This window comes from Corynebacterium sp. HMSC073H12 (assembly GCF_001837775.1).
Lineage (GTDB): Bacteria > Actinomycetota > Actinomycetes > Mycobacteriales > Mycobacteriaceae > Corynebacterium > Corynebacterium amycolatum.
Window position 1 is genome coordinate 229,143 of sequence record NZ_KV834027.1, and the last position, 18,784, is coordinate 247,926.

Annotated in this window: 18 protein-coding genes; 2 read left to right on the forward strand and 16 right to left on the reverse strand. The window is 57.7% G+C overall.

The window, feature by feature from the left end:
- Positions 1 to 25: 25 nt before the first annotated feature.
- Both hisS and HMPREF2708_RS03135 read right to left on the reverse strand, forming a co-directional pair.
- Positions 26 to 1,309, reverse strand: a complete 1,284-nt coding sequence (hisS, locus tag HMPREF2708_RS03130; protein ID WP_070832206.1) for a histidine--tRNA ligase — start codon at positions 1,307 to 1,309, stop codon at positions 26 to 28.
- 43 nt (positions 1,310 to 1,352) lie between these two features.
- Positions 1,353 to 2,024, reverse strand: a complete 672-nt coding sequence (locus HMPREF2708_RS03135; protein WP_070832209.1) for an MBL fold metallo-hydrolase — start codon at positions 2,022 to 2,024, stop codon at positions 1,353 to 1,355.
- A 641-nt stretch (positions 2,025 to 2,665) separates the two neighbouring features.
- Here HMPREF2708_RS03135 and HMPREF2708_RS03140 point away from each other — a divergent pair.
- A complete protein-coding gene (locus HMPREF2708_RS03140; protein WP_070832495.1) occupies positions 2,666 to 3,505 on the forward strand; it encodes a peptidylprolyl isomerase in 840 nt (279 codons plus the stop codon).
- Positions 3,506 to 3,627: 122 nt separating this feature from the next.
- Here the strand turns inward: HMPREF2708_RS03140 and HMPREF2708_RS03145 are convergent, their stop codons facing one another.
- The 8 genes from HMPREF2708_RS03145 to ruvC form a co-directional block, all read right to left on the reverse strand.
- The gene (locus HMPREF2708_RS03145) at positions 3,628 to 5,889 is read right to left on the reverse strand and encodes a RelA/SpoT family protein (RefSeq protein WP_070832212.1); all 2,262 of its coding nucleotides are present in this window, start codon (positions 5,887 to 5,889) and stop codon (positions 3,628 to 3,630) included.
- A 7-nt stretch (positions 5,890 to 5,896) separates the two neighbouring features.
- A complete protein-coding gene (locus tag HMPREF2708_RS03150) occupies positions 5,897 to 6,433 on the reverse strand; it encodes an adenine phosphoribosyltransferase (protein WP_070832215.1) in 537 nt (178 codons plus the stop codon).
- 110 nt (positions 6,434 to 6,543) lie between these two features.
- Entirely contained in the window at positions 6,544 to 7,761 is a 1,218-nt protein-coding gene (gene secF / locus HMPREF2708_RS03155) for a protein translocase subunit SecF (protein WP_070832217.1), read from the reverse strand.
- 6 nt (positions 7,762 to 7,767) lie between these two features.
- Positions 7,768 to 9,693 carry a protein translocase subunit SecD gene (secD, locus tag HMPREF2708_RS03160; RefSeq protein WP_070832220.1) on the reverse strand — a complete coding sequence of 642 codons (1,926 nt, stop codon included), beginning with the start codon at positions 9,691 to 9,693 and terminating at the stop codon, positions 7,768 to 7,770.
- Positions 9,694 to 10,002: 309 nt separating this feature from the next.
- Positions 10,003 to 10,467 carry a preprotein translocase subunit YajC gene (gene yajC, locus HMPREF2708_RS03165; protein WP_070832223.1) on the reverse strand — a complete coding sequence of 155 codons (465 nt, stop codon included), beginning with the start codon at positions 10,465 to 10,467 and terminating at the stop codon, positions 10,003 to 10,005.
- Positions 10,468 to 10,533: 66 nt separating this feature from the next.
- Positions 10,534 to 11,646, reverse strand: a complete 1,113-nt coding sequence (gene ruvB, locus HMPREF2708_RS03170; RefSeq protein WP_070832226.1) for a Holliday junction branch migration DNA helicase RuvB — start codon at positions 11,644 to 11,646, stop codon at positions 10,534 to 10,536.
- A 66-nt stretch (positions 11,647 to 11,712) separates the two neighbouring features.
- On the reverse strand, positions 11,713 to 12,333 hold the full coding sequence (gene ruvA, locus HMPREF2708_RS03175; protein ID WP_070832229.1) for a Holliday junction branch migration protein RuvA: 621 nt from the start codon (positions 12,331 to 12,333) through the stop codon (positions 11,713 to 11,715).
- 82 nt (positions 12,334 to 12,415) lie between these two features.
- Positions 12,416 to 12,973 (reverse strand): crossover junction endodeoxyribonuclease RuvC, encoded by a 558-nt coding sequence (gene ruvC / locus HMPREF2708_RS03180; RefSeq protein WP_048731311.1) that lies wholly within the window; start codon positions 12,971 to 12,973, stop codon positions 12,416 to 12,418.
- 115 nt (positions 12,974 to 13,088) lie between these two features.
- Between ruvC and HMPREF2708_RS03185 the strand changes: the two genes are divergently transcribed.
- Positions 13,089 to 13,553: a DUF3817 domain-containing protein gene (locus tag HMPREF2708_RS03185; protein ID WP_070832232.1), complete on the forward strand. Its 465-nt coding sequence runs from the start codon at positions 13,089 to 13,091 to the stop codon at positions 13,551 to 13,553.
- A gap of 155 nt (positions 13,554 to 13,708) precedes the next feature.
- Here the strand turns inward: HMPREF2708_RS03185 and HMPREF2708_RS03190 are convergent, their stop codons facing one another.
- The 6 genes from HMPREF2708_RS03190 to HMPREF2708_RS03215 form a co-directional block, all read right to left on the reverse strand.
- Positions 13,709 to 14,461, reverse strand: a complete 753-nt coding sequence (locus HMPREF2708_RS03190) for a YebC/PmpR family DNA-binding transcriptional regulator (RefSeq protein ID WP_070832235.1) — start codon at positions 14,459 to 14,461, stop codon at positions 13,709 to 13,711.
- Between the two features lie 79 nt (positions 14,462 to 14,540).
- The gene (pdxT, locus tag HMPREF2708_RS03195; protein ID WP_070832238.1) at positions 14,541 to 15,161 is read right to left on the reverse strand and encodes a pyridoxal 5'-phosphate synthase glutaminase subunit PdxT; all 621 of its coding nucleotides are present in this window, start codon (positions 15,159 to 15,161) and stop codon (positions 14,541 to 14,543) included.
- Positions 15,161 to 16,039 (reverse strand): acyl-CoA thioesterase, encoded by an 879-nt coding sequence (locus tag HMPREF2708_RS03200; RefSeq protein WP_070832241.1) that lies wholly within the window; start codon positions 16,037 to 16,039, stop codon positions 15,161 to 15,163. Before HMPREF2708_RS03200 ends, pdxT begins: the two co-directional genes overlap by 1 nt.
- A gap of 2 nt (positions 16,040 to 16,041) precedes the next feature.
- On the reverse strand, positions 16,042 to 16,944 hold the full coding sequence (gene pdxS, locus HMPREF2708_RS03205; protein ID WP_005511452.1) for a pyridoxal 5'-phosphate synthase lyase subunit PdxS: 903 nt from the start codon (positions 16,942 to 16,944) through the stop codon (positions 16,042 to 16,044).
- 139 nt (positions 16,945 to 17,083) lie between these two features.
- The gene (locus HMPREF2708_RS03210; protein WP_070832244.1) at positions 17,084 to 17,587 is read right to left on the reverse strand and encodes an NUDIX hydrolase; all 504 of its coding nucleotides are present in this window, start codon (positions 17,585 to 17,587) and stop codon (positions 17,084 to 17,086) included.
- Positions 17,588 to 17,641: 54 nt separating this feature from the next.
- A complete protein-coding gene (locus HMPREF2708_RS03215; protein ID WP_070832247.1) occupies positions 17,642 to 18,784 on the reverse strand; it encodes a glycosyltransferase family 4 protein in 1,143 nt (380 codons plus the stop codon).

Here is an 18,784-nt window from a genome sequence, read left to right on the forward strand (position 1 = left end):
TCCGCACTCAACAAATGCGTGTTTCCTAGATGCGCGACTGCAACTCCTGAACCAGCGCATCTAGGGCCACCGCGTGCTGCTCGTGGGACTCGAGGTTCTTCAGCTGAACCTCGCCCGCGGCCAATTCAGACTCACCGAGGACCAACGCAAATTGGGCTCCAGCGCGATCGGCGCCCTTCATTGCGCCCTTCAGCCCGCGGCCACCGTAGGACATATCCGCGCGGATACCAGCTTGGCGCAGCTTATTGATCTGCACCGCCATAGCGTGAGCGGCTTCTTCACCGAGCGCAACACCATAGACATCGACGCGTCGACCATCGCTGGCCTGCTTGCCCTCGGCTTCCAAGGCGAGCAGCGCACGATCCACACCCAAGCCAAAGCCAATTCCAGACAGCTCTTGGCCGCCGAGCTGCGCCATCAGCCCGTCGTAGCGACCACCGCCACCGATACCCGACTGCGCACCAAGGCCGTCGTGAACAAACTCGAAGCACGTCTTGGTGTAGTAGTCCAGTCCCCGCACCATTCGAGGATTGATGACATAGGGCACCTTCATGTCATCCAACAGTCCAGTCACAGCTTCAAAGTGACTGCGAGCGCTGTCAGAAAGGTGGTTCAGCATCAGTGGTGCGTCGGCGAGCATTTCCTGCATTTCCGGTCGCTTATCGTCGAGGACGCGCAGCGGGTTGATGTTTGCACGGTGGCGCGTTTCCTCATCCAGAGGCAGGTCAAACAAGAATTCCTGCAGCTTAGCGCGGTATTCGGGGCGACAGGTGTTGTCACCGAGGCTTGTCAGCTCAAGCCGGAATCCTTCCAGGCCGATGCCGCGGAAACATGCGTCGGCAAGCGCGATGACCTCAGCGTCCAGCGCGGGATCATCGACGCCGATTGCCTCTACGCCCACCTGCTGCAACTGACGGTAACGGCCGGCCTGCGGGCGTTCATAGCGGAAGAACGGCCCCGCGTAGGAAAGCTTGACCGGCAACTGACCGCGGTCCAGATTGTGCTCAATGACCGCGCGCATCACGCCCGCGGTACCCTCCGGGCGCAGGGTGACGGAGCGGTCGCCGCGGTCGGCGAACGTGTACATCTCCTTGGTGACGACGTCGGTCGATTCACCTACACCGCGTGCAAAAAGCCCGGTTTCCTCGAAAATTGGCAGCTCAATGTGCTCATAGCCCGCAAGTCGTGCGCGGTGCTGGAATGAGTTTCGCACCGCCTCGAATTCGCGGGAGACCGGCGGGACGTAATCCGGCACGCCCTTGGGCGCGGAGAATGGCTTCAACTTCTTTGGCTTCTGGCTAGAGTTCACTCCGCTAACTCTACCTGCCGACTCTCACAACGTGTCAGCCAGGCTAGGTGAGGTTTTGCAGGAACGGGTTGGTCGCGCGCTCCTCGCCTATCGACGATGCGGAGCCATGTCCCGGAAGAATCATCAGGTCATCCGCCAGCGGGAGGACCTTATCCCTCAGTGACTGCTGCATCTGCTCCGGACTACTGCCCGGCAAATCAACACGACCGATAGCCCCCTTAAAGAGGACGTCGCCACTGAAAACAATCTCGTCTTCCCCGTCAGAAGCGTGCAGCATCACGCATCCCGGAGAGTGACCCGGTGCGTGAATGACTTCGAAATTCAACCCTGCCCACTTTACTTCGTCGCCATCTTCGAAGAAGTCGGCCTTTGTATAGGCCTCCATAGCGTCCACGTTAAATAGGTGCCCGAAGGAGGAACCGCCGAGTTTCGGGTTGGCCAGCAACACATTGTCGCTTTCGTGAATGAAGACGGGGATATCCCAGAAGTCGGCGGCCTCAGCAACATCGCGGATGTGGTCGATATGGCCATGGGTCAGCAGAATTGCCTCCGGCTTCCAATTTCGCTTCTCAACCTCAGTGCGCACAACCTCAAGTGCCCCCATGCCCGGGTCAATAATCACGCACGGGGTAGCCAAATCGTCCATCTCCGGAGCGCCTGTTGCCACATAGCAGTTGGTCTGAAAAGGGCCGGCTGCAAATCCAAATATCTCCATAGCGCACATTCTATCGAGTGTCTGCTTGGCTCGAGCTGGGTTCATTTATCACGCTGTTAAGTTCCCGCTAAAACGACGGCTGATAGGTGGCGAAACTCGTAGAACTGTTCTTGGCAATTGGAACTGACGATTGGAAGCTTTTATGCAGATTACGTACTCAGCCACTATCACCTTTTTCATCGTGACAGCTGTGGGAACGGCTCTAGCAGGTTATCCGCGACTGGCCTTCATCCTTTTCATGTCAGCCGCAATAAGCTTGGGTGCGAGGAGTCTAACTCGCCGTTGTCGTAGTCGTGTTGTCAAAGGCACAGGCAGAAGTAAGAGCTGCATCACGCCGGAGAAGGTGAAGAAATACCGTCGCCAACACCCCGGTGTCGGCATCAAAGAAGCTGTCGAAGCTCTACGTGCTAAAGCGGAACGCCCTTTCCCATGCCGACTTGGCCTGTCATCTCGCAAATGAGAACCGACTCCGGGCATAATGGTCGATTGTGTACGCGACGGTGACCGACTGAGCTTTCACCTCAAACTCGGTCACTATCTATGGACAAAACCGTCCGCTGGTGTTCCGTCACCGGCAATCGATGACTAAGAGATACGGAGAGAGACTAGTGGCCAATAATGAGCAAAGGCGCAAAGATGCGATGCGGACGCTCGAGCGCGAACTTAAGCGCCGTGCCCGTGCCGAGAAGCTGAAGCCACTGGGCGTTGTCGTTACCACCTTGGCAATCCTGCTCTTTATCGGTGGCGGAATCTACCTGCTGACCACAGCTGGCGGCGCTGACGACAATGAGGCCGCTGATGAATCCACGACTCCAGTCGAGCCGGCAGCTCTCACGGCTACTCCCGTCAGCGGTGAAAAGGTTCCGATGAAGCGCTCTTCCCCGCTTCCGGAAACCGTGACCTGTGACTACCCGGATGATGGCGAGGCATCGAAGGACATCGATAAGCCAGCTACCGACAACGTTCCCGCCACTGGCACTGTAACCATCACTCTGAAGACTAACCAGGGCGACATTCCGATGGAGCTGGACCGCGCTATTTCACCTTGCGGTGTCAATGCGATTGAGCACATGGCCAAGTCCAACTACTTCGACGACACCGTGTGCCACCGTATTACCGGTGGTGGCCTGAACGTTCTGCAGTGTGGTGACCCGACTGGTACCGGTAGCGGCGGCCCGGGATTCAAGTTCGCTGGCGAGTGGCCGGTCAAGGATTCCGGTCTGGATCAGAACACCCCGCTGGTGTACCCGAAGGGTTCTATCGCCATGGCAAACCCGAGCGACCCGGATGCCAACGGCAGCCAGTTCTTCCTCAACTGGGCAGATTCTCAGCTGCCACCGCAGTACACCGTGCTTGGCTCCATGACTGACGAGGGCACCAAGACGGTTGCGGACATTGCGAAGAATGGTATCGAGGGTGGCGGTACCTCTGACGGTAAGCCAGCTAAGGAAGTCCGTATTGAGAAGGCGGAAGTCAAGTAGCTGACTCAACTAACTGATTGAGAAATTAATCAAAAACAGGGCCAAGGTGTTTCACCTTGGCCCTGTTTTAATACCGACGCGGCCTCAATCTTTATTCACATATGGATGCGCTGCTAAACAGGCTACTGACCAGAAGTAATGCGGTAAACATCGAAGACTCCCTCGACACCACGCAAAATGTTGATGATATAGCCCATCTGCTTGGTGTCTGAGACTTCGAAGCTGAAGCGCATCACAGCTACGCGGTCATCGGAGGTATGGGAGGACGTCGACAGGATTGAGACCTTCTGATCGGAGAAGACGCGAGTAATCTCCGAGAGCAATCCGTGACGGTCAAGTGCTTCGATTTGCACCGTAACCATGAAGACCGCACCGGAGGAATCTGTTGCCCAGGAGACCTCGATAATGCGCTCGGGCTCCTGGTGCAGCTTCTCCGCATTAGTGCAGTCCGTACGGTGCACACTGACCCCACCGCCGCGGGTGACGAAGCCAAAGATGGCATCGCCTGGCACAGGCGTACAGCATTTGGCAAGCTTAGCGGCCATATCCGCGCTGCCTTCTACCAACACACCCGTGCTGTCAGCGCGGCGCGGAGTGTTGTGCACGTTCATCTTTGAAATTGGCGTGCGGGAGACCAACTGCTCTTCGGCATCGTCTGTGCTCGAGAACTGCGCCATCAGGCGGTGAGTCACATGCTGCGCTGAGACCTGTCCCTTACCGATAGCGGTATAGAGCGCATCGACATCCGCATAGTGCAGCTCGGAGGCAATCTGCTTGATGGACGCCGGAGTGAACAGGCGGTGCATCGGCAGACCGCCGCGCTGTACCTCTGCAGCCAGCGCGTCACGTCCGGCATCGAGTGCCTCCTCGCGTCGCTCCTTGGCAAACCACTGGCGAATCTTTGCCCGCGCACGGGGAGTTTTAACGAACTTCTCCCAGTCCTTGGACGGACCGGAATGGGCATCCTTGGACGTGAAAATCTCGACGCGGTCACCGGTTTTTAGCGGTGATTCCAACGCCACCAACTTGCCGTTGACTTTGGCACCAATGCAGCGGTGGCCAACCTCAGTGTGAACCGCGTAGGCAAAGTCGACCGGCGTGGAGTCCGCGGGCAATGTGATGACATCACCCTTAGGCGTGAACGCAAAAATTTCAGTGACTGAGAGGTCATAGCGCAGCGAGTCCAGGAACTCGTTAGGATCTGCGGCCTCGCGCTGCCAATCCAGCAGCTGACGCATCCACGCCATCTGATCGACTTCGGCGGAATCTCCCTTATGAGAGCCTTTTGTTTCCTTGTAGCGCCAGTGTGCGGCAATGCCGTACTCAGCGTTGTAGTGCATCTCATGGGTGCGAATCTGTACTTCTAGCGGGGCCCCACCTGGACCAATGACCGTTGTGTGCAACGACTGGTAAACCCCGAAGCGCGGCGCGGAAATATAGTCCTTGAATCGCCCCGGCATGGGTTTGAACAGCGAGTGGACGGCACCCATGGCGGCGTAGCAGTCCTTGGTCGTGTCCACCAGGACACGGAGTCCAACCAGGTCAAAAATCTCGTCGAACTCGTGACCTCGGACAATCATCTTCTGATAAATCGACCAGTAGTGCTTCGGCCTGCCCTGTACCTCAGCAGCAATGTGAGACTCCTTCAGATCCTTCTGAATCATCTCGGAGACTTCCTGGATGTACCGGTCCCGCTGCGGCGCTCGGTCTGCGACCAAACGCACAATCTCGTCGTACTTCTTCGGGTACAAAATGGCGAAGGAGAGATCTTCCAACTCCCACTTCACGCTGGCCATTCCCAAACGATGCGCCAGGGGTGCAATCACCTCGAGGGTCTCGCGGGCCTTCTTAGCCTGCTTTTCCGGCGGCAGGAAACGCATTGTGCGCATGTTATGCAGCCGGTCAGCCACCTTGATAACCAGCACGCGCGGGTCCTGGCTCATGGCGATAATCATCTTTCGCACGGTCTCTGCCTCGGCGGCGGAGCCCAACGCAACTTTGTCCAATTTAGTCACGCCGTCGACTAGGCGCGCGACCTCTGGGCCGAAGTCCCGCTCCAGGTCCTCCAGCGTGTAATCGGTGTCCTCGACCGTGTCATGCAGCAACGCCGCCACCAGCGTGGTGGTATCCATACCGATCTCGGCGGCAATAGTGGCGACTGCAAGCGGGTGAGTGATGTATGGCTCGCCGGATTTCCGGTACACGCCGTCGTGAAGGCGCTCGGCGGTATCGTAGGCACGCTGAAGCACAGCCAAATCCGCGCGCGGATGCACCTGCCGATGCACCGCGACAAGCGGATCTAGCACCGGGCGGGTCTTCGTTCTGTTACCGGTAAGGCTTCGCGCTAGGCGAGCACCATAACGGCGTGCGGGCCCTTCAGCCATGGCTCATTCACCCCTTATTAACCACGTACAGAGGCAGATCAGCAAGCTTCTCCCGAGCGCCCAGGCCTTCAACCTCCAGCACGGTGCACAGCCCGGTTACTTCTACACCAGCTGACTCCAACAGAGCGCGGGCTGCACAAAGGGTGCCACCGGTTGCCAACACATCGTCGACAAGTACAGCTTTCTTGCCTTTCAGCTCAATCCCACTCGCCGGAATCTCCAGTGCTGCTGTACCGTATTCCAGGTCATAGGTTTCTGTCAGCACAGGCGGTGGCAGCTTGCCCTTCTTACGAATAGCGAGCACCCCCAGTCCGAGCTTGTATGCCACCGCAGAACCCAACAGGAATCCACGCGCATCAAGACTGCCGATGACATCAGCCCCGAATTCCTCTACCTTGGCGGCAATCTCGTCCACAATCAGGTTGAACGTCGTGGCGTCGGCAAGCGCCGGCGTTAGATCCTCGAAGAGCACGCCCTCAACTGGAAAATCGGGCACGAAGCGAATCTGGTCGGCCAATGCCTCTCGCGCGTGTGCATACGACACAGGTTTAAGCTCCTTTTCAGCAAAAAGAAAAAGTGCGGGTACCTGTCAACGATACCCGCACTATGTCCTTTTAAAGTAGTTTCACCCCAACCGCTGGGGTCCGCTACCTCCTACTGCCCCGGACGCCAGGACAGTGGCTTGTCATCATCGCCCTGGAGCTTCGGAGTAGTCACTGTTCGCTTCGGCTTGGACTGCTCTATGTCGCTTGCCGACGCGTCTTCCGCGCCCGTGCCCTCCGCGGCATCGGTGGCAGCCGACTCAGTGTTCGAGCCTTCCCCAGCAGATACCTTTGCGCGAGCGGCCAGCACCGCTTCATCATGCTTGCGGTAATCACGCTGACGCGACTTGAGCGATACCAACAGCGGCGAAGCCAGGAAAATCGAGGAGAACGTGCCCTGAATAATGCCGATGAGCTGAACGAGCGCAAGGTCCTTCAGCGTACCGACCCCCAGCATGCCCACGGCGATGACCATCAGCGACAGGATTGGCAGGAGCGTCGACACTGTGGTGTTGATAGAACGCATGATGGTTTGGTTGACCGCCAGGTTTACCAACTCGGCGTAACTTCTGCGTGTCGATGAACGATAGCCTGCCGTGTTCTCGTCGACCTTGTCGAAAACCACGACGGTGTCGTACAGGGAGAACGACAGCACTGTCAGCAAGCCGATAATGGTTGCCGGGGTGACATCAAGACCAATGAGCGCATAGATGCCCATAATCACGATTGCGTCCACAACCAGGGCGAGAATGGCAGAAATTGCCATGTCGCGCTCGAAGTGAATGGTGATGTAGATGAACACCAGGCCCAAGAACACCACTGCAGCCAGCAGCATTCGGTTAGTAATCGAAGAACCCCACGACTCCGACACGGTCGAGTCACCAATGGCATCCGGGGTCTGATGACCCTGCACATCGACGGGTTTGAACGCGTCATTCAACGCGACACGAGCATCATTAATCTCGTCCTGAGTCAGCTTCTCAGAGGTGATCTCCAGGATTCGGCCCTCACCAGAACCGATAATTTGCACCAGCTCCGGCTTCACACCGGTGGCTTCGCTGAAAACCTCCTCGGCCTGCTCAGTTGTCACTGAGGCCGGCGGCATAGTCATCTTGGTACCGCCCTCGAAGTCGATACCGAAGCTGAAGCCGCGAATCAACATCGCTGCGAAAGCAACAACGATGATTACGGCGGCAATCTGGTACCAGCGCTTCCGCTTGCCGACGATGTTGATTCCTCCCTCGCCGGTGTAGAGGCGGCGGAAGAAGGAGTCGCCGTTCACGCTTTCAGGCTCAGTGATTAGCGCCGGATTCGTCTGAGTAGTATTCATGGATTCCTACTTCCCCTCATTCGCGCTGGAGTGAGCTGCACCGGTGTCGGCAGCCGTACTGGCGGAGGCATCGGCGGCTCCGACCTTTTTACCGGCGGTTACGGCCTTAGTCCTCTGTGCGATCTCCATGACCGAGCCGAAACCGTTCATCGACGGCTTGGACAAAGCTGGCCACTTGCGAGTAGCCAGGATGACCAACGGCGCAGTCACGAGGAAAGCCGTCACAATGTCGAATGCGGTGGAGAGACCAAGTGTGAATGCGAAACCACGGACATCGCCAACGGCCAGGATATAAAGAACCACAGCCGCGATGATGGATACAAAGTTACCCGATAGGATGGTGCGCCGTGCTCGTCGCCAAGCGTGCGGAACCGCGGAGCGGAATGTTCTACCCGAGCGGATTTCGTCCTTGATGCGTTCGAAGAAGACGATGAAGGAGTCAGCCGTTACACCAATAGAAATGATGATGCCGGCGATGCCAGCGAGATCGAGCGAGTAGCCTATCCAACGACCAAGAAGGACAAGGACGCCATAGACCATCGCGCCAGCTGCTGCCAGCGAAACCAACGAAATCACGCCCAGGCCACGGTAGAGAGCAATTGCGTAGACGACAATTAGGGCGATACCGATAATGCCGGCAAGCAGACCGGCTTCCAAGGAAGCCGAACCAAGCATGGCCGGGATAGTCGTGGTCGTGCCGCCCGGCTCGCCGTCCTCACCTGCAAACGACAGCGGCAGTGCACCGTAACGCAGGTTATTGGCCAGCCCCTGTGCCTCGTCGACTGAGAAGTCGCCCGTGATGCGGGTGGCAGAACCAACTGGGGTGGCCTCCTGAATCACCGGGGCGGAAATAACCTTCGAGTCCAACACGATAGCGACCTGTCGCTGCAGGTAGTCATTGGTCAACTTGGTCCATGTGCGAGCGCCGGTGTCATTCTTCCCGGACTTGAAGCTAAAGGAGACCTGAATCTGACCAGACTGCTGATCGTAGCCACCGCTAATCGGCGCATTAGTATCAATAGCGTCACCGGACAGACGCTGGCCCTTGGCCTCGTCGTTCTGCCCAATCAGCAGCGGAGCCTTGCCCAGGAAGATTGCCTTACCGCCTTCTGGCGCACAGGTCACCAGCGGCTTGGCCGGGTCATCGGCACCCTGTAGCGGATCAACTGCATCGCGGTTATCGCAGGTCATTAGCGCAGCGGCTGCAAACTGTGTCGTTGGATCTTCGGACTGGCGAGTCGCCAACAGCACGTCACGAACCTTCGTACGCAGCTCTGCCGCTTCAATCGAGTTCGCCGGCTTTGCCGGAGCCGTTGCGTCCAGCTTCGGGGCCTCGCCCAGCGACGTGGACAATTCCTCCGGGACCGGCTGGGCCGGGTTCTGTTCCTTGAAGGCATCAATTGCACGCTTCTGCGTTTCATTCATGTCCTTGTACAGGTCATCAACGCGCTTGGTGGCATCCTCCTTCGACAGGACACCGACTGACACCCAATCTTCAGCAGTCTTCTTAACTACCTCGCCAAAGGCAGCCTCATCAGGGCCCTGCGTGGGCTGCTCTACCGGACGGAAGAAGAGCTGCGAGGTCTGGCCGAGCGTACGCGCCTCCTGTGAGTCTTCACCCGGCACGGTAATGACCAGCGTGTCACCGTCGGTGACAACTTGAGCGCCACTGACGCCCATGCCGTTTACGCGGTTCTCCAGAATCTTGCGAGCCTGGTCCAGCTGATCGCGCGTCGGCTTTTCGCCCTGCGGCACCAGGGTTACTCGGGTACCACCCTGCAAGTCGATGCCCAACTTTGGCTTGGCTGATCCGCCGCCGGTGAAAAAGACGAGTGCGTACGTAAGAATGAGGAAGCCAACAAACAGTGCCAACAGCCACTGCGGCCAGTTCCTCTTGAATGTATTCGCACCGGATCTGGATTTGCTGTTCAAAGCAAAGTCTCCTGAATCGTGACGTTTAGGTACTTAAGCGCTTCGGGAAGAAACGCATGTCTATAACCACACCGCGAACTCGCGCGATACCAGGAAGCGGCATTGCGGGCGTCGTTAAGCAAAGCTATAAACACCAACCGCTCGAGAATAACCGATTTAACGCAGTGCGCCGGTTTTGACTTGTACCTATTTAGTGAAAATCTTGCCCACGCTTGCCGACGGCGAAACCTGGGGCGCGCCCGTAGCCCCACGGCGCACGCTACAGCTTGGATGCATGCAAACCGGCAGGGCGTGGGCGTACGAAAACTGCTACTGCTTTTCGGTGGAAGTGGATCCGTCTGGACCCGAGGTATCCGGATTACTCGGGGTATTCGGGTTCTCGACCTGCTCATTGATGTCCGAAGCTCTATTGTCAGCCGGGCCGTGACCGGTGATTTCTTGAACATCGCCGACGTGGTCATCTGGCGCATCGGAAACACGGCCGCGTCGATCACGGTGAGCGTAGCTAGCTCCGGTACCGGTGGTGAGGTTGCGGGCAATGGCACCCTTTTCCCAACGGGTCACGATGCCGTCAGCGATTACTAGGTCGACGGTTGTTTCGGTCGTATCAACGACCACACCATGCATGCCGGAACCGGTGATGACCTCCGCGCCCGGGGCCAACTTATCCTGCATGTCCCGGATGGTGCGCACCTGCTTGTTCTGCTTGATGATCTGCCAAATTGGCAGCGCCAGGAACAAGAAAATAAGTAGGAGGAGAATAGTTTGATTCATGTCTGCCGAGTTTAACGAATTGCCAGCTAGCAATTCCACACTGACCCGGGCGGGTCGATGAGAAAGCTATTCTCCGATAGTTCCCTCCGGGGGCTGCAGCCCCAAGTGCCGCCATGCTCGGGCAGTTGCCACGCGTCCGCGCGATGTACGTGCAATCATCCCGGCACGGACCAGGTAGGGCTCGCACACTTCTTCCACAGTCGAGGGTTCCTCACCCACTGCCAACGCCAGGGAATTCACGCCCACAGGGCCGCCACCGTGCCCCTTGACCAGGGCCGTCAGCACTGCGCGGTCCAGACGGTCAAGCCCAAGCTCATCGACATCGAAGACAATCAATGCCGCCTTGGCCGCACCAAGATCAATAACGCCACCAGAGTGAACATCCGCGAAATCGCGGACGCGACGCAGCAGACGGTTGGCAATTCGCGGTGTACCGCGCGAACGCGACGCAATCTCCACTGCAGCCTCCGGGGTGATGTCTACCCCGAGGATCCCAGCGGCACGGGTAACCACCTTTGTCAGATCTTCGACCTCGTAGAACTCCATCTGCGCGGTAAAACCAAAGCGGTCACGCAGTGGGCCAGTCAGCATACCCGAACGCGTCGTCGCACCGACCAACGTGAATGGTGGAATCTCGAGTGGAATCGACGTAGCTCCAGGACCTTTGCCTACGATGACATCAATACGGAAATCTTCCATTGCCATGTACAGCATTTCTTCCACCGGCCTGGCAATACGGTGAATCTCATCGATAAACAAGACATCGCCCTCGAGCAGGTTCGACAGCATTGCTGCCAAATCGCCAGCGCGAATAAGCGCCGGACCGGAGGTCATTCGAAGGGAGGCCCCCATCTCCTGCGCAATAATCATGGCCATGGTGGTCTTACCCAGCCCGGGAGGTCCCGACAGCAGAATGTGGTCCGGAGTCACATTTCGCCCCCGTGCCCCGGAGAGCACTAAATCCAACTGTTCGCGAACCTTGGGTTGGCCGATGAACTCCCCTAACGACTTTGGACGTAGGTTCGATTCCGCATCGACTTCCTCGACCTGAGCACGGGCATCGACATCACGTTGTGCACCACTTCCCCCACCGCCAAAATGGTCGTTGGCTGCCCCTCCAGAGGAGTCCCTGAAGGGATTGCCCGACACGTTAAACTCCGTGCGCTCGATATCGCTCATAGTCCCCTCATCCTAGTGCACTGCCAAATTTCATCATCAATGTAGCTGCAGGTCCTCGACCTGGATTTACTTCTCGCCCAATGTCTTTAGCGCCGCCTTCAGCGCCATTGAAGTATCCAAGGTCGGATCAATCCGAACAACGGTCTCCGCTGCCTCATTCGCGTCAGCTTCCGGGAACCCAAGCCCGACCAAAGCACCAACGACCTGATCCAGATCTGCCTTCAAAACAATGCCAGGCGCTGCTCCGTTTGCAGCTTCCTCCGGCGGGGATACCGCCCTGTCCGCGAAAACCTCGACCTTATCCTTCAACTCAACCAACAGGCGCTCCGCCAATCGCTTGCCGACGCCGTTAGCCGCCTGCAGGACCTTGGCATTCTTTGAGGCGACCGCATTGGCAATCTCCGCCGGCGACAGTACCGAAAGAACAGACATCGCTACCTTTGGCCCCACCGTCGAGACAGTGCGCAGGAGCGCAAACATCTCACGTTCCTGTGAATTGGCAAAACCAAAAAGCGTAATCGCGTCTTCACGAACCGCCATTGTGGTCAACATGAAAGTCTGCTCATGCCTCACCAGCTGGGAAGCTAGCCTGCCTGTAATGGTGACCAAATGCCCGACACCACCGCACTCGATAACGCAATAGTCCGCACCGAGGTCGATAACCTCACCGCGAAGAGATGCAATCACTTCTCACAATTCCTTTCACTACGGCTTCCCGAAAGACACCGCGATAAACGCCGAACTCACAAGTGTTATCTAGCAAGCTCCCCTACCGCGAGGGATTCTCACGGCGAGAAAGCTCCAACTCCCGCTCCTCGTGCTGCTTCGCAAGCGCAGCCAAGGTGTCGCGCTGGCGTTGCAGAACCGGACCACGCCAACAGTGGCAGATAGCGATGGCCAAAGCATCCGCTGCATCTGCAGGTTTTGGCGGAGTTTCCAACCCAAGGATTCTCGTCACCATCATGGTCATCTGCTTCTTATCAGCTCGACCGTTGCCGGTAAGCGCCTTCTTTACCTCCGATGGCGTGTACATATGCACTTCCAAACCGCGTCTCGCAGCAGCGAGGACAAGGACACCAACCGCGTGCGCCGTCTGCATCACGGTGGACACGTTGCCGCGCTCGAATACCCGTTCCATCGCAACCACGTCCGGCTCGTACTCATCCATCCACTGCTCCACGGCATTGGAAAGCCGTAAAAGACGATCCTCCAACGACGCCGTGGTTGGTGTGCGGGCGACCCCCACAGCAATGGGAATGACTTTCCTACCCTGAGCGCCTTCCGCAATGGAAAGACCGCAACGAGTGAGGCCAGGGTCGATGCCCATCACCCGCAGAGATCCAGCTCGATAATTCACTCCTCCACTAATACCATATTTCGAACAGCTGTTTGTATCGTAGCTAGAAGGAGTACCAACCGTTGGTTCTGATAGGTTTAACACCATGAATTCACCGAAGAAGCTCTACGGCGTCCTCGCTGCAGCTGAAATGGTCACGTGGGCTCTGCTGCTTTTAGGCCTGGCGCTGAAGTACCTGTTCAAAGTCACTGACGTCGCCACCACTATCTTCGGCAGCATCCACGGCTTTACGTTCCTGTGCTACGTAGTCACCACCATCATGGTGTGGATCAACCAGCAGTGGAGCTTTGGCCGCGGTGTCATCGGCCTCGCCTCTTCTATCATTCCATTCGCAACCTATCCGTTTGAACGAAACACCTTGAAGGCAGGTCTTCTGGATCGACCCTGGCGCTTTACCGACGAATCCGAGGAGCCACAGGGCATATTCGAGTGGGCACTCGCCATGATTATTCGTCGCCCCTTTATCTCGGCGTTCGGCATCTTGATTGTTCTCGCGGTGGTCTTCACACTGTTGCTCATGGCCGGACCTCCGACTCAGTGGTTCTCCTAGGACGCCCATAAAAACCAATCCCCATCGGACTGCTTTCCGATGGGGACTTTCTGTTGACACCAGCTCGCCGAGCAATTCAGCGCTGCGGACTGCCCTACCACGGGCACCCTTTAACGCCGAGAAGCCAGTCAGCAGAACCGCCGACAAGAAAACGCCTAGTCGTCGAGCTCTGCCAAGACCTCGTCGCTGATGTCGGCGTTGGAGTAGACATTCTGAACGTCGTCGGACTCTTCGAGAGCGTCAATCAGACGGAAGAGCTTGCGTGCGCCGTCGGCATCGAGAGCGACTGTGGTAGAAGCGCGGTAGTCCTGATCTGCGGAGTCGTACTCCATTTCGGCATCGACAAGAGCAGTGCGGACATTCATCAGATCGGTAAAGGCGGAGACAACCTCGAACTTTTCACCCAGGTCGTTGACTTCCTCTGCACCGGCATCGAGAACCGCCATGAGCAGGTCATCCTCGGTCAGCTCGCCCTTCGGCAGCTCGACGACCCCCTTCTTTTCGAAGAGGTACGCCACGGCGCCGTTGTCCGCCATGTTGCCGTTGTTCTTGTTGAACGCCGAGCGCACATCGGAAGCAGCACGGTTACGGTTATCGGTCAGGCACTCCACAATCAAAGCGACACCGCCAGGTGCGTAGCCTTCGTAGACAACGGTCTCCCAGTCAGCACCGCCGGACTCCTCGCCAGAACCACGCTTGCGGGCACGCTCAATGTTGTCGTTGGGAACCGAGGCCTTCTTGGCCTTCTTAATCATGTCATCGAGGGTGGGGTTACCAGCCGGATCACCGCCGCCGGTACGAGCCGCGACCTCGATGTTCTTGATCATCTTTGCCCACTCTTTGGCGCGCTTGGCGTCATTAGCAGCCTTCTTGTGCTTTGTGGTTGCCCATTTTGAATGACCCGCCATGTGCTAGTTCCTACCAATCCTCTCGTCAATACCCATGTAGATGGGAATTCGTCAGGTGTTCATTATACAAACCGGGGATTTAAATGCCGACAAGCTCTCGCAAAAAGAACTCGTGGAGCCGCGTCTCCCCCGTCGACTCCGGGTGAAAGCTGGTGGCCATCGCAGCCCCCTGCCGTACTCCGACCACTGTACCTGCGGTCTCTCCAGCCGATTCTGGCACCCGCGCTAGCACCTCAACATCATCACCGACACGCTCGACCCACGGAGCACGAATAAAGGCGGCGTGCACAGGCGGCTGGTCACCGCTAATCGCCAGCTGCGGAATATCCAAGTCAGTTTCGAAGGAATCCACTTGCCGGCCAAATGCGTTACGACGGACGGTGATGTCAATCGCTCCCAGGCTAACGGCATCCGGACGGGTATCGAGCACTTCGTCGGCAAGCAAAATCATGCCTGCGCAGGTGCCGTATGCCGGAAGGCCATCGCGGAGGGCTTCCCGCAGCGGATCTTCAAGCTCATTGAAGACCATCAACTTGCTCATGGTCGTTGATTCGCCGCCGGGCAAAATAAGGCCACTAAGCCCTTCGAGGTCGCGAGGCAAGCGCACCTTGCGGTGTGGCACGCCGAGCTGGTCGAGAACATATCCGTGTTCGGCAACGTTGCCCTGAAGAGCGAGGATACCGATTGTTTCCTGTGCCATTAATCTAGGTTCTCACTGCGAGCATCGAAGTTCGTCGCCACTGGCACGGGCTCGACACCCGGGGCCAGGCTTCGAGTCAGCCCTTCCTGCGTGACGACGGCCACGAGCTCGCCCTTTTGGTTAAAGATGCGACCGTGAGTCAGTGCGCGACCAGCGTGCGCCGATGGCGAAATCTGGTCGTAGAGTAGCCATTCATCCGCACGGAACGGACGCATAAACCACATCGCGTGGTCGAGGCTGGCTTCCTGGACCTCAACGCCTGGATGCGGAACGAGTGCCGATGACAGCAAAGTCATATCCGACATGTACGCCAGCGTGCAGACGTGGAAGGTCTCGTTATCCGGCAGGCGATCCTTGCACCGGAACCACACCAGCTGCTGGGACGGGGTGTACTTGTTGTGTTCGAACTGATCATCCGGCACTACCCGGATATCCCAATCCGCCCACTCGCGCATAAGCAGGCGGCGGGTGTTCGTCATCTCAGAGGTGTCGGTGACCACATCTTCAGGATTTGGCACCTTGCGCATCACGTCAGAGTGCTCGAGTCCCTCATCCCCCTTGCGGTGGAAGCTGACCTGCATGACGAAAATCGTACGGCCATCTTGCACAGCTTCGACGGAGCGGTGGCAGAAAGACCGGCCATCGCGAATACGTTTGACCATGTACACCGTCGGGATATGGGGGCGACCCGGGCCTACAAAGTAGGCGTGGAGGGAGTTCACCGCGAAGGTATTACCCACCGTGCGCGTCGCCGCGACGAGGGACTGGCCGGCAACTTGGCCACCGAAAGTGCGCTGCAGAATTGACTTAATGACTGGGCCACGGAAAATGTCCCGGTCAATCTGCTCCAGATCTAATACGTCGCGGATGTTAGCCATTTTTACCAGCCACGCTCAGCGAGTCGGTGCGGCTGCGGAATCTCGTCGACGTTGATGCCGACCATCGCCTCGCCGAGACCGCGAGAGACATCTGCAATGACCTTCGGGTCATCGTAGTGCTGGGTTGCCTGCACGATAGCCTTGGCGCGCTTCTCCGGATCACCGGATTTGAAAATACCGGAACCAACAAAGACGCCCTCGGCACCGAGCTGCATCATCATTGCAGCGTCAGCTGGAGTCGCAATGCCACCTGCGGTGAACAGCACGACCGGTAGCTTACCGGTCTCAGCGACCTCGCGTACTAGCTCGTACGGCGCCTGCAGCTCCTTGGCAGCAACATAGAGCTCGTCCGGAGCCATGGAACGCAGACGGTTAATTTCAGCGCGGATGGTGCGCATGTGAGTCACAGCGTTGGAGACATCACCGGTACCGGCCTCGCCCTTCGAGCGAATCATGGCAGCACCTTCGTTGATGCGGCGTAGAGCCTCACCCAGGTTGGTCGCACCACAGACGAACGGCACGGTGAAGTCGAACTTGTCGATGTGGTTCGAGTAATCGGCCGGGGTCAGAACCTCGGACTCGTCAATGAAGTCAACACCGAGAGACTGCAGAACCTGTGCCTCAACAAAGTGGCCGATACGGGCCTTGGCCATAACCGGGATGGAGACGGCATTGATAATGCCCTCAATCATGTCCGGGTCGGACATACGCGACACGCCACCCTCTGCGCGAATATCGGCGGGGACGCGCTCCAGCGCCATCACGGCAGTTGCGCCGGCATCCTCAGCGATCTTGGCCTGCTCCGGAGTAACGACGTCCATAATGACGCCGCCCTTCATCATCTCAGCGAAACCGCGCTTCACGCGTGCGGTGCCCTGCCCGGAGTTGTTCTCAACCGTGCTCAACGAACCCTACTTCCCTAATAAAACTGGTGAATATGACTGTTTGTAGTCGTCTAACACTATAACGCCTGAACTAGACAGTGCTGTTCATTGAGTCAGAAAACACCACGAACTTCCAGCACAACGGCGGGTTTTCCCACAATTAAGCCGTTGTCAGTCCGTCTGCAACATCAAAATATTCCGGTTCAGGTGCAGTGCCCGCCAGGCGCAGCGCGCGCACTAGCGGCCTGGCTCGCAGCGCTTTCGTATCCGTCACCGCATCATTGTAGAAACGGCGGGCGAGCTCGAGCCGCGTGTGGGCGTCAGAAAGCTCAATTGCCATCGTCCGGTCCACAGGTTGTTCCTCATAGAGCGCCACAATTTTCCTAGTCAGTTCGTTTTCCACGTCTGCGCGCTGCCCAGTGTTGTTGGCTCGAAGTGGTGTGGCTTCCACCTTTGTCACTACGCCGGCGAGCTCCGGGTAGGCGGCACGAGCAACTGCGGCCCTTCGACCCAATGCTGCTTCCAGTGAGGAACGCGCCAAGTCCGTGCGAATGTGCATACGGTTCAAACGCGTCGCTGTCGATGAAGCCACCAAACCGCTAACAAGCACGACAATCAGCGCAATGACTAGGACAACGACCCAGATTGGAACGGTTATGTCCACCGAAAAACCCACTTTCACTCCGCTGCGTTTAATCAGTTGCCACGACGGAAATCTCTATGGCGCAATGACGACTTTTTCGCCATCCATGCGCACCGTATCGTACACACGCAAAACGCCGTCGGCGACCTGCGACCAGTCATACTCCCAAGCCCGTTTATGCCCGAGTGCGCGAAGCTCCTCCCCCAACTTTGGCTGCCTCAAAAGGCGTACGACTGCATCCGCAAGGTCTGAGCAGTTACCGTTTTCAAAGTGGAGCCCGTAATGGCCGTCGTCAAGCACGAGTCTGAACGCATCGATGTCGCTGGAGATTACCGGCGCACCCGCCGCCATCGCCTCTACCAGCACGATGCCGAAACTCTCCCCACCACGCTGCGGGGCAATGTACGCATCCGCATCGGCGAGGATTGCCGCCTTAGCGTCCTCCGACAGTCTGCCGACGAAATGCAGGACATCTGCATTTCTGCCCGCTTTACGACGTGCTGCTGCGACATCACCATCACCAACAACACAGACCTCAAGCTGTGGAATCTCCGCACATATTGCTGGCAACGCGTCGAGCAGAACGTCAAAGCCCTTGCGGGATTCGTCGAAGCGTCCGAGGAACACAAGCCGATAGAACCCCTCACGCCGTGGCGGGATCTCGGGCAACGAGGAGGCGGCCGGACAGGACTCGAAATCTCCAACACGGACACCATTGGGAATGAGAACTGGGTCGCCGCCGAGTTGCTCAACCTGCCAGCGACGAGCCACTTCCGAGACAGCGATGCCTCCCCGAATGCGTTCAAGGTACTTCCGCAAAAATGGCGTGGCCAATTTCAACGCCAGGGAGTCTGTCGCCGCAGAGTGATAGGTCGCGACAATTGGACCGACCGAGTTCACTAAGGACAGCATTGAAAAACTGGGCGAATTCGGCTCATGGATATGAAGGATGTCAAAGCTACCCTCCTCAATCCACGTGCGGACTCGACGGCTGGTGCGGGGACCAAAAGACAGTCGAGCGACCGAGCCGTTGTATGGAATCGGGATGGCGGCACCACCTCGAACAACGAAATCCGGCACGTCCGCCTGCGCGCTAGCTGGGCCGATAAGACTGACCTCGTGGCCGCGACGGATGAACTCCTCACACAAGTCAATCGCGTGAGCTTGAACACCACCTGGGACGTCGAACGAGTACGGGCACACCATTCCGATTCGCAC

Excerpts from the sequence above, each read along its gene's own strand:
- HMPREF2708_RS03200 (WP_070832241.1), bottom strand. The coding sequence starts at position 16,039 with ATGGCTAACATCCGCGACGTATTAGATCTGGAGCAGATTGACCGGGAC.
- ruvC (WP_048731311.1), bottom strand. The coding sequence starts at position 12,973 with ATGGGCATCGACCCTGGCCTCACTCGTTGCGGTCTTTCCATTGCGGAA.
- HMPREF2708_RS03185 (WP_070832232.1), top strand. The coding sequence starts at position 13,089 with ATGAATTCACCGAAGAAGCTCTACGGCGTCCTCGCTGCAGCTGAAATG.
- ruvB (WP_070832226.1), bottom strand. The coding sequence starts at position 11,646 with ATGAGCGATATCGAGCGCACGGAGTTTAACGTGTCGGGCAATCCCTTC.
- HMPREF2708_RS03145 (WP_070832212.1), bottom strand. The coding sequence starts at position 5,889 with ATGGCTGAAGGGCCCGCACGCCGTTATGGTGCTCGCCTAGCGCGAAGC.
- HMPREF2708_RS03135 (WP_070832209.1), bottom strand. The coding sequence starts at position 2,024 with ATGGAGATATTTGGATTTGCAGCCGGCCCTTTTCAGACCAACTGCTAT.
- pdxT (WP_070832238.1), bottom strand. The coding sequence starts at position 15,161 with ATGGCACAGGAAACAATCGGTATCCTCGCTCTTCAGGGCAACGTTGCC.
- secF (WP_070832217.1), bottom strand. The coding sequence starts at position 7,761 with ATGAATACTACTCAGACGAATCCGGCGCTAATCACTGAGCCTGAAAGC.
- HMPREF2708_RS03190 (WP_070832235.1), bottom strand. The coding sequence starts at position 14,461 with ATGGCGGGTCATTCAAAATGGGCAACCACAAAGCACAAGAAGGCTGCT.
- HMPREF2708_RS03140 (WP_070832495.1), top strand. The coding sequence starts at position 2,666 with ATGCGGACGCTCGAGCGCGAACTTAAGCGCCGTGCCCGTGCCGAGAAG.
- yajC (WP_070832223.1), bottom strand. The coding sequence starts at position 10,467 with ATGAATCAAACTATTCTCCTCCTACTTATTTTCTTGTTCCTGGCGCTG.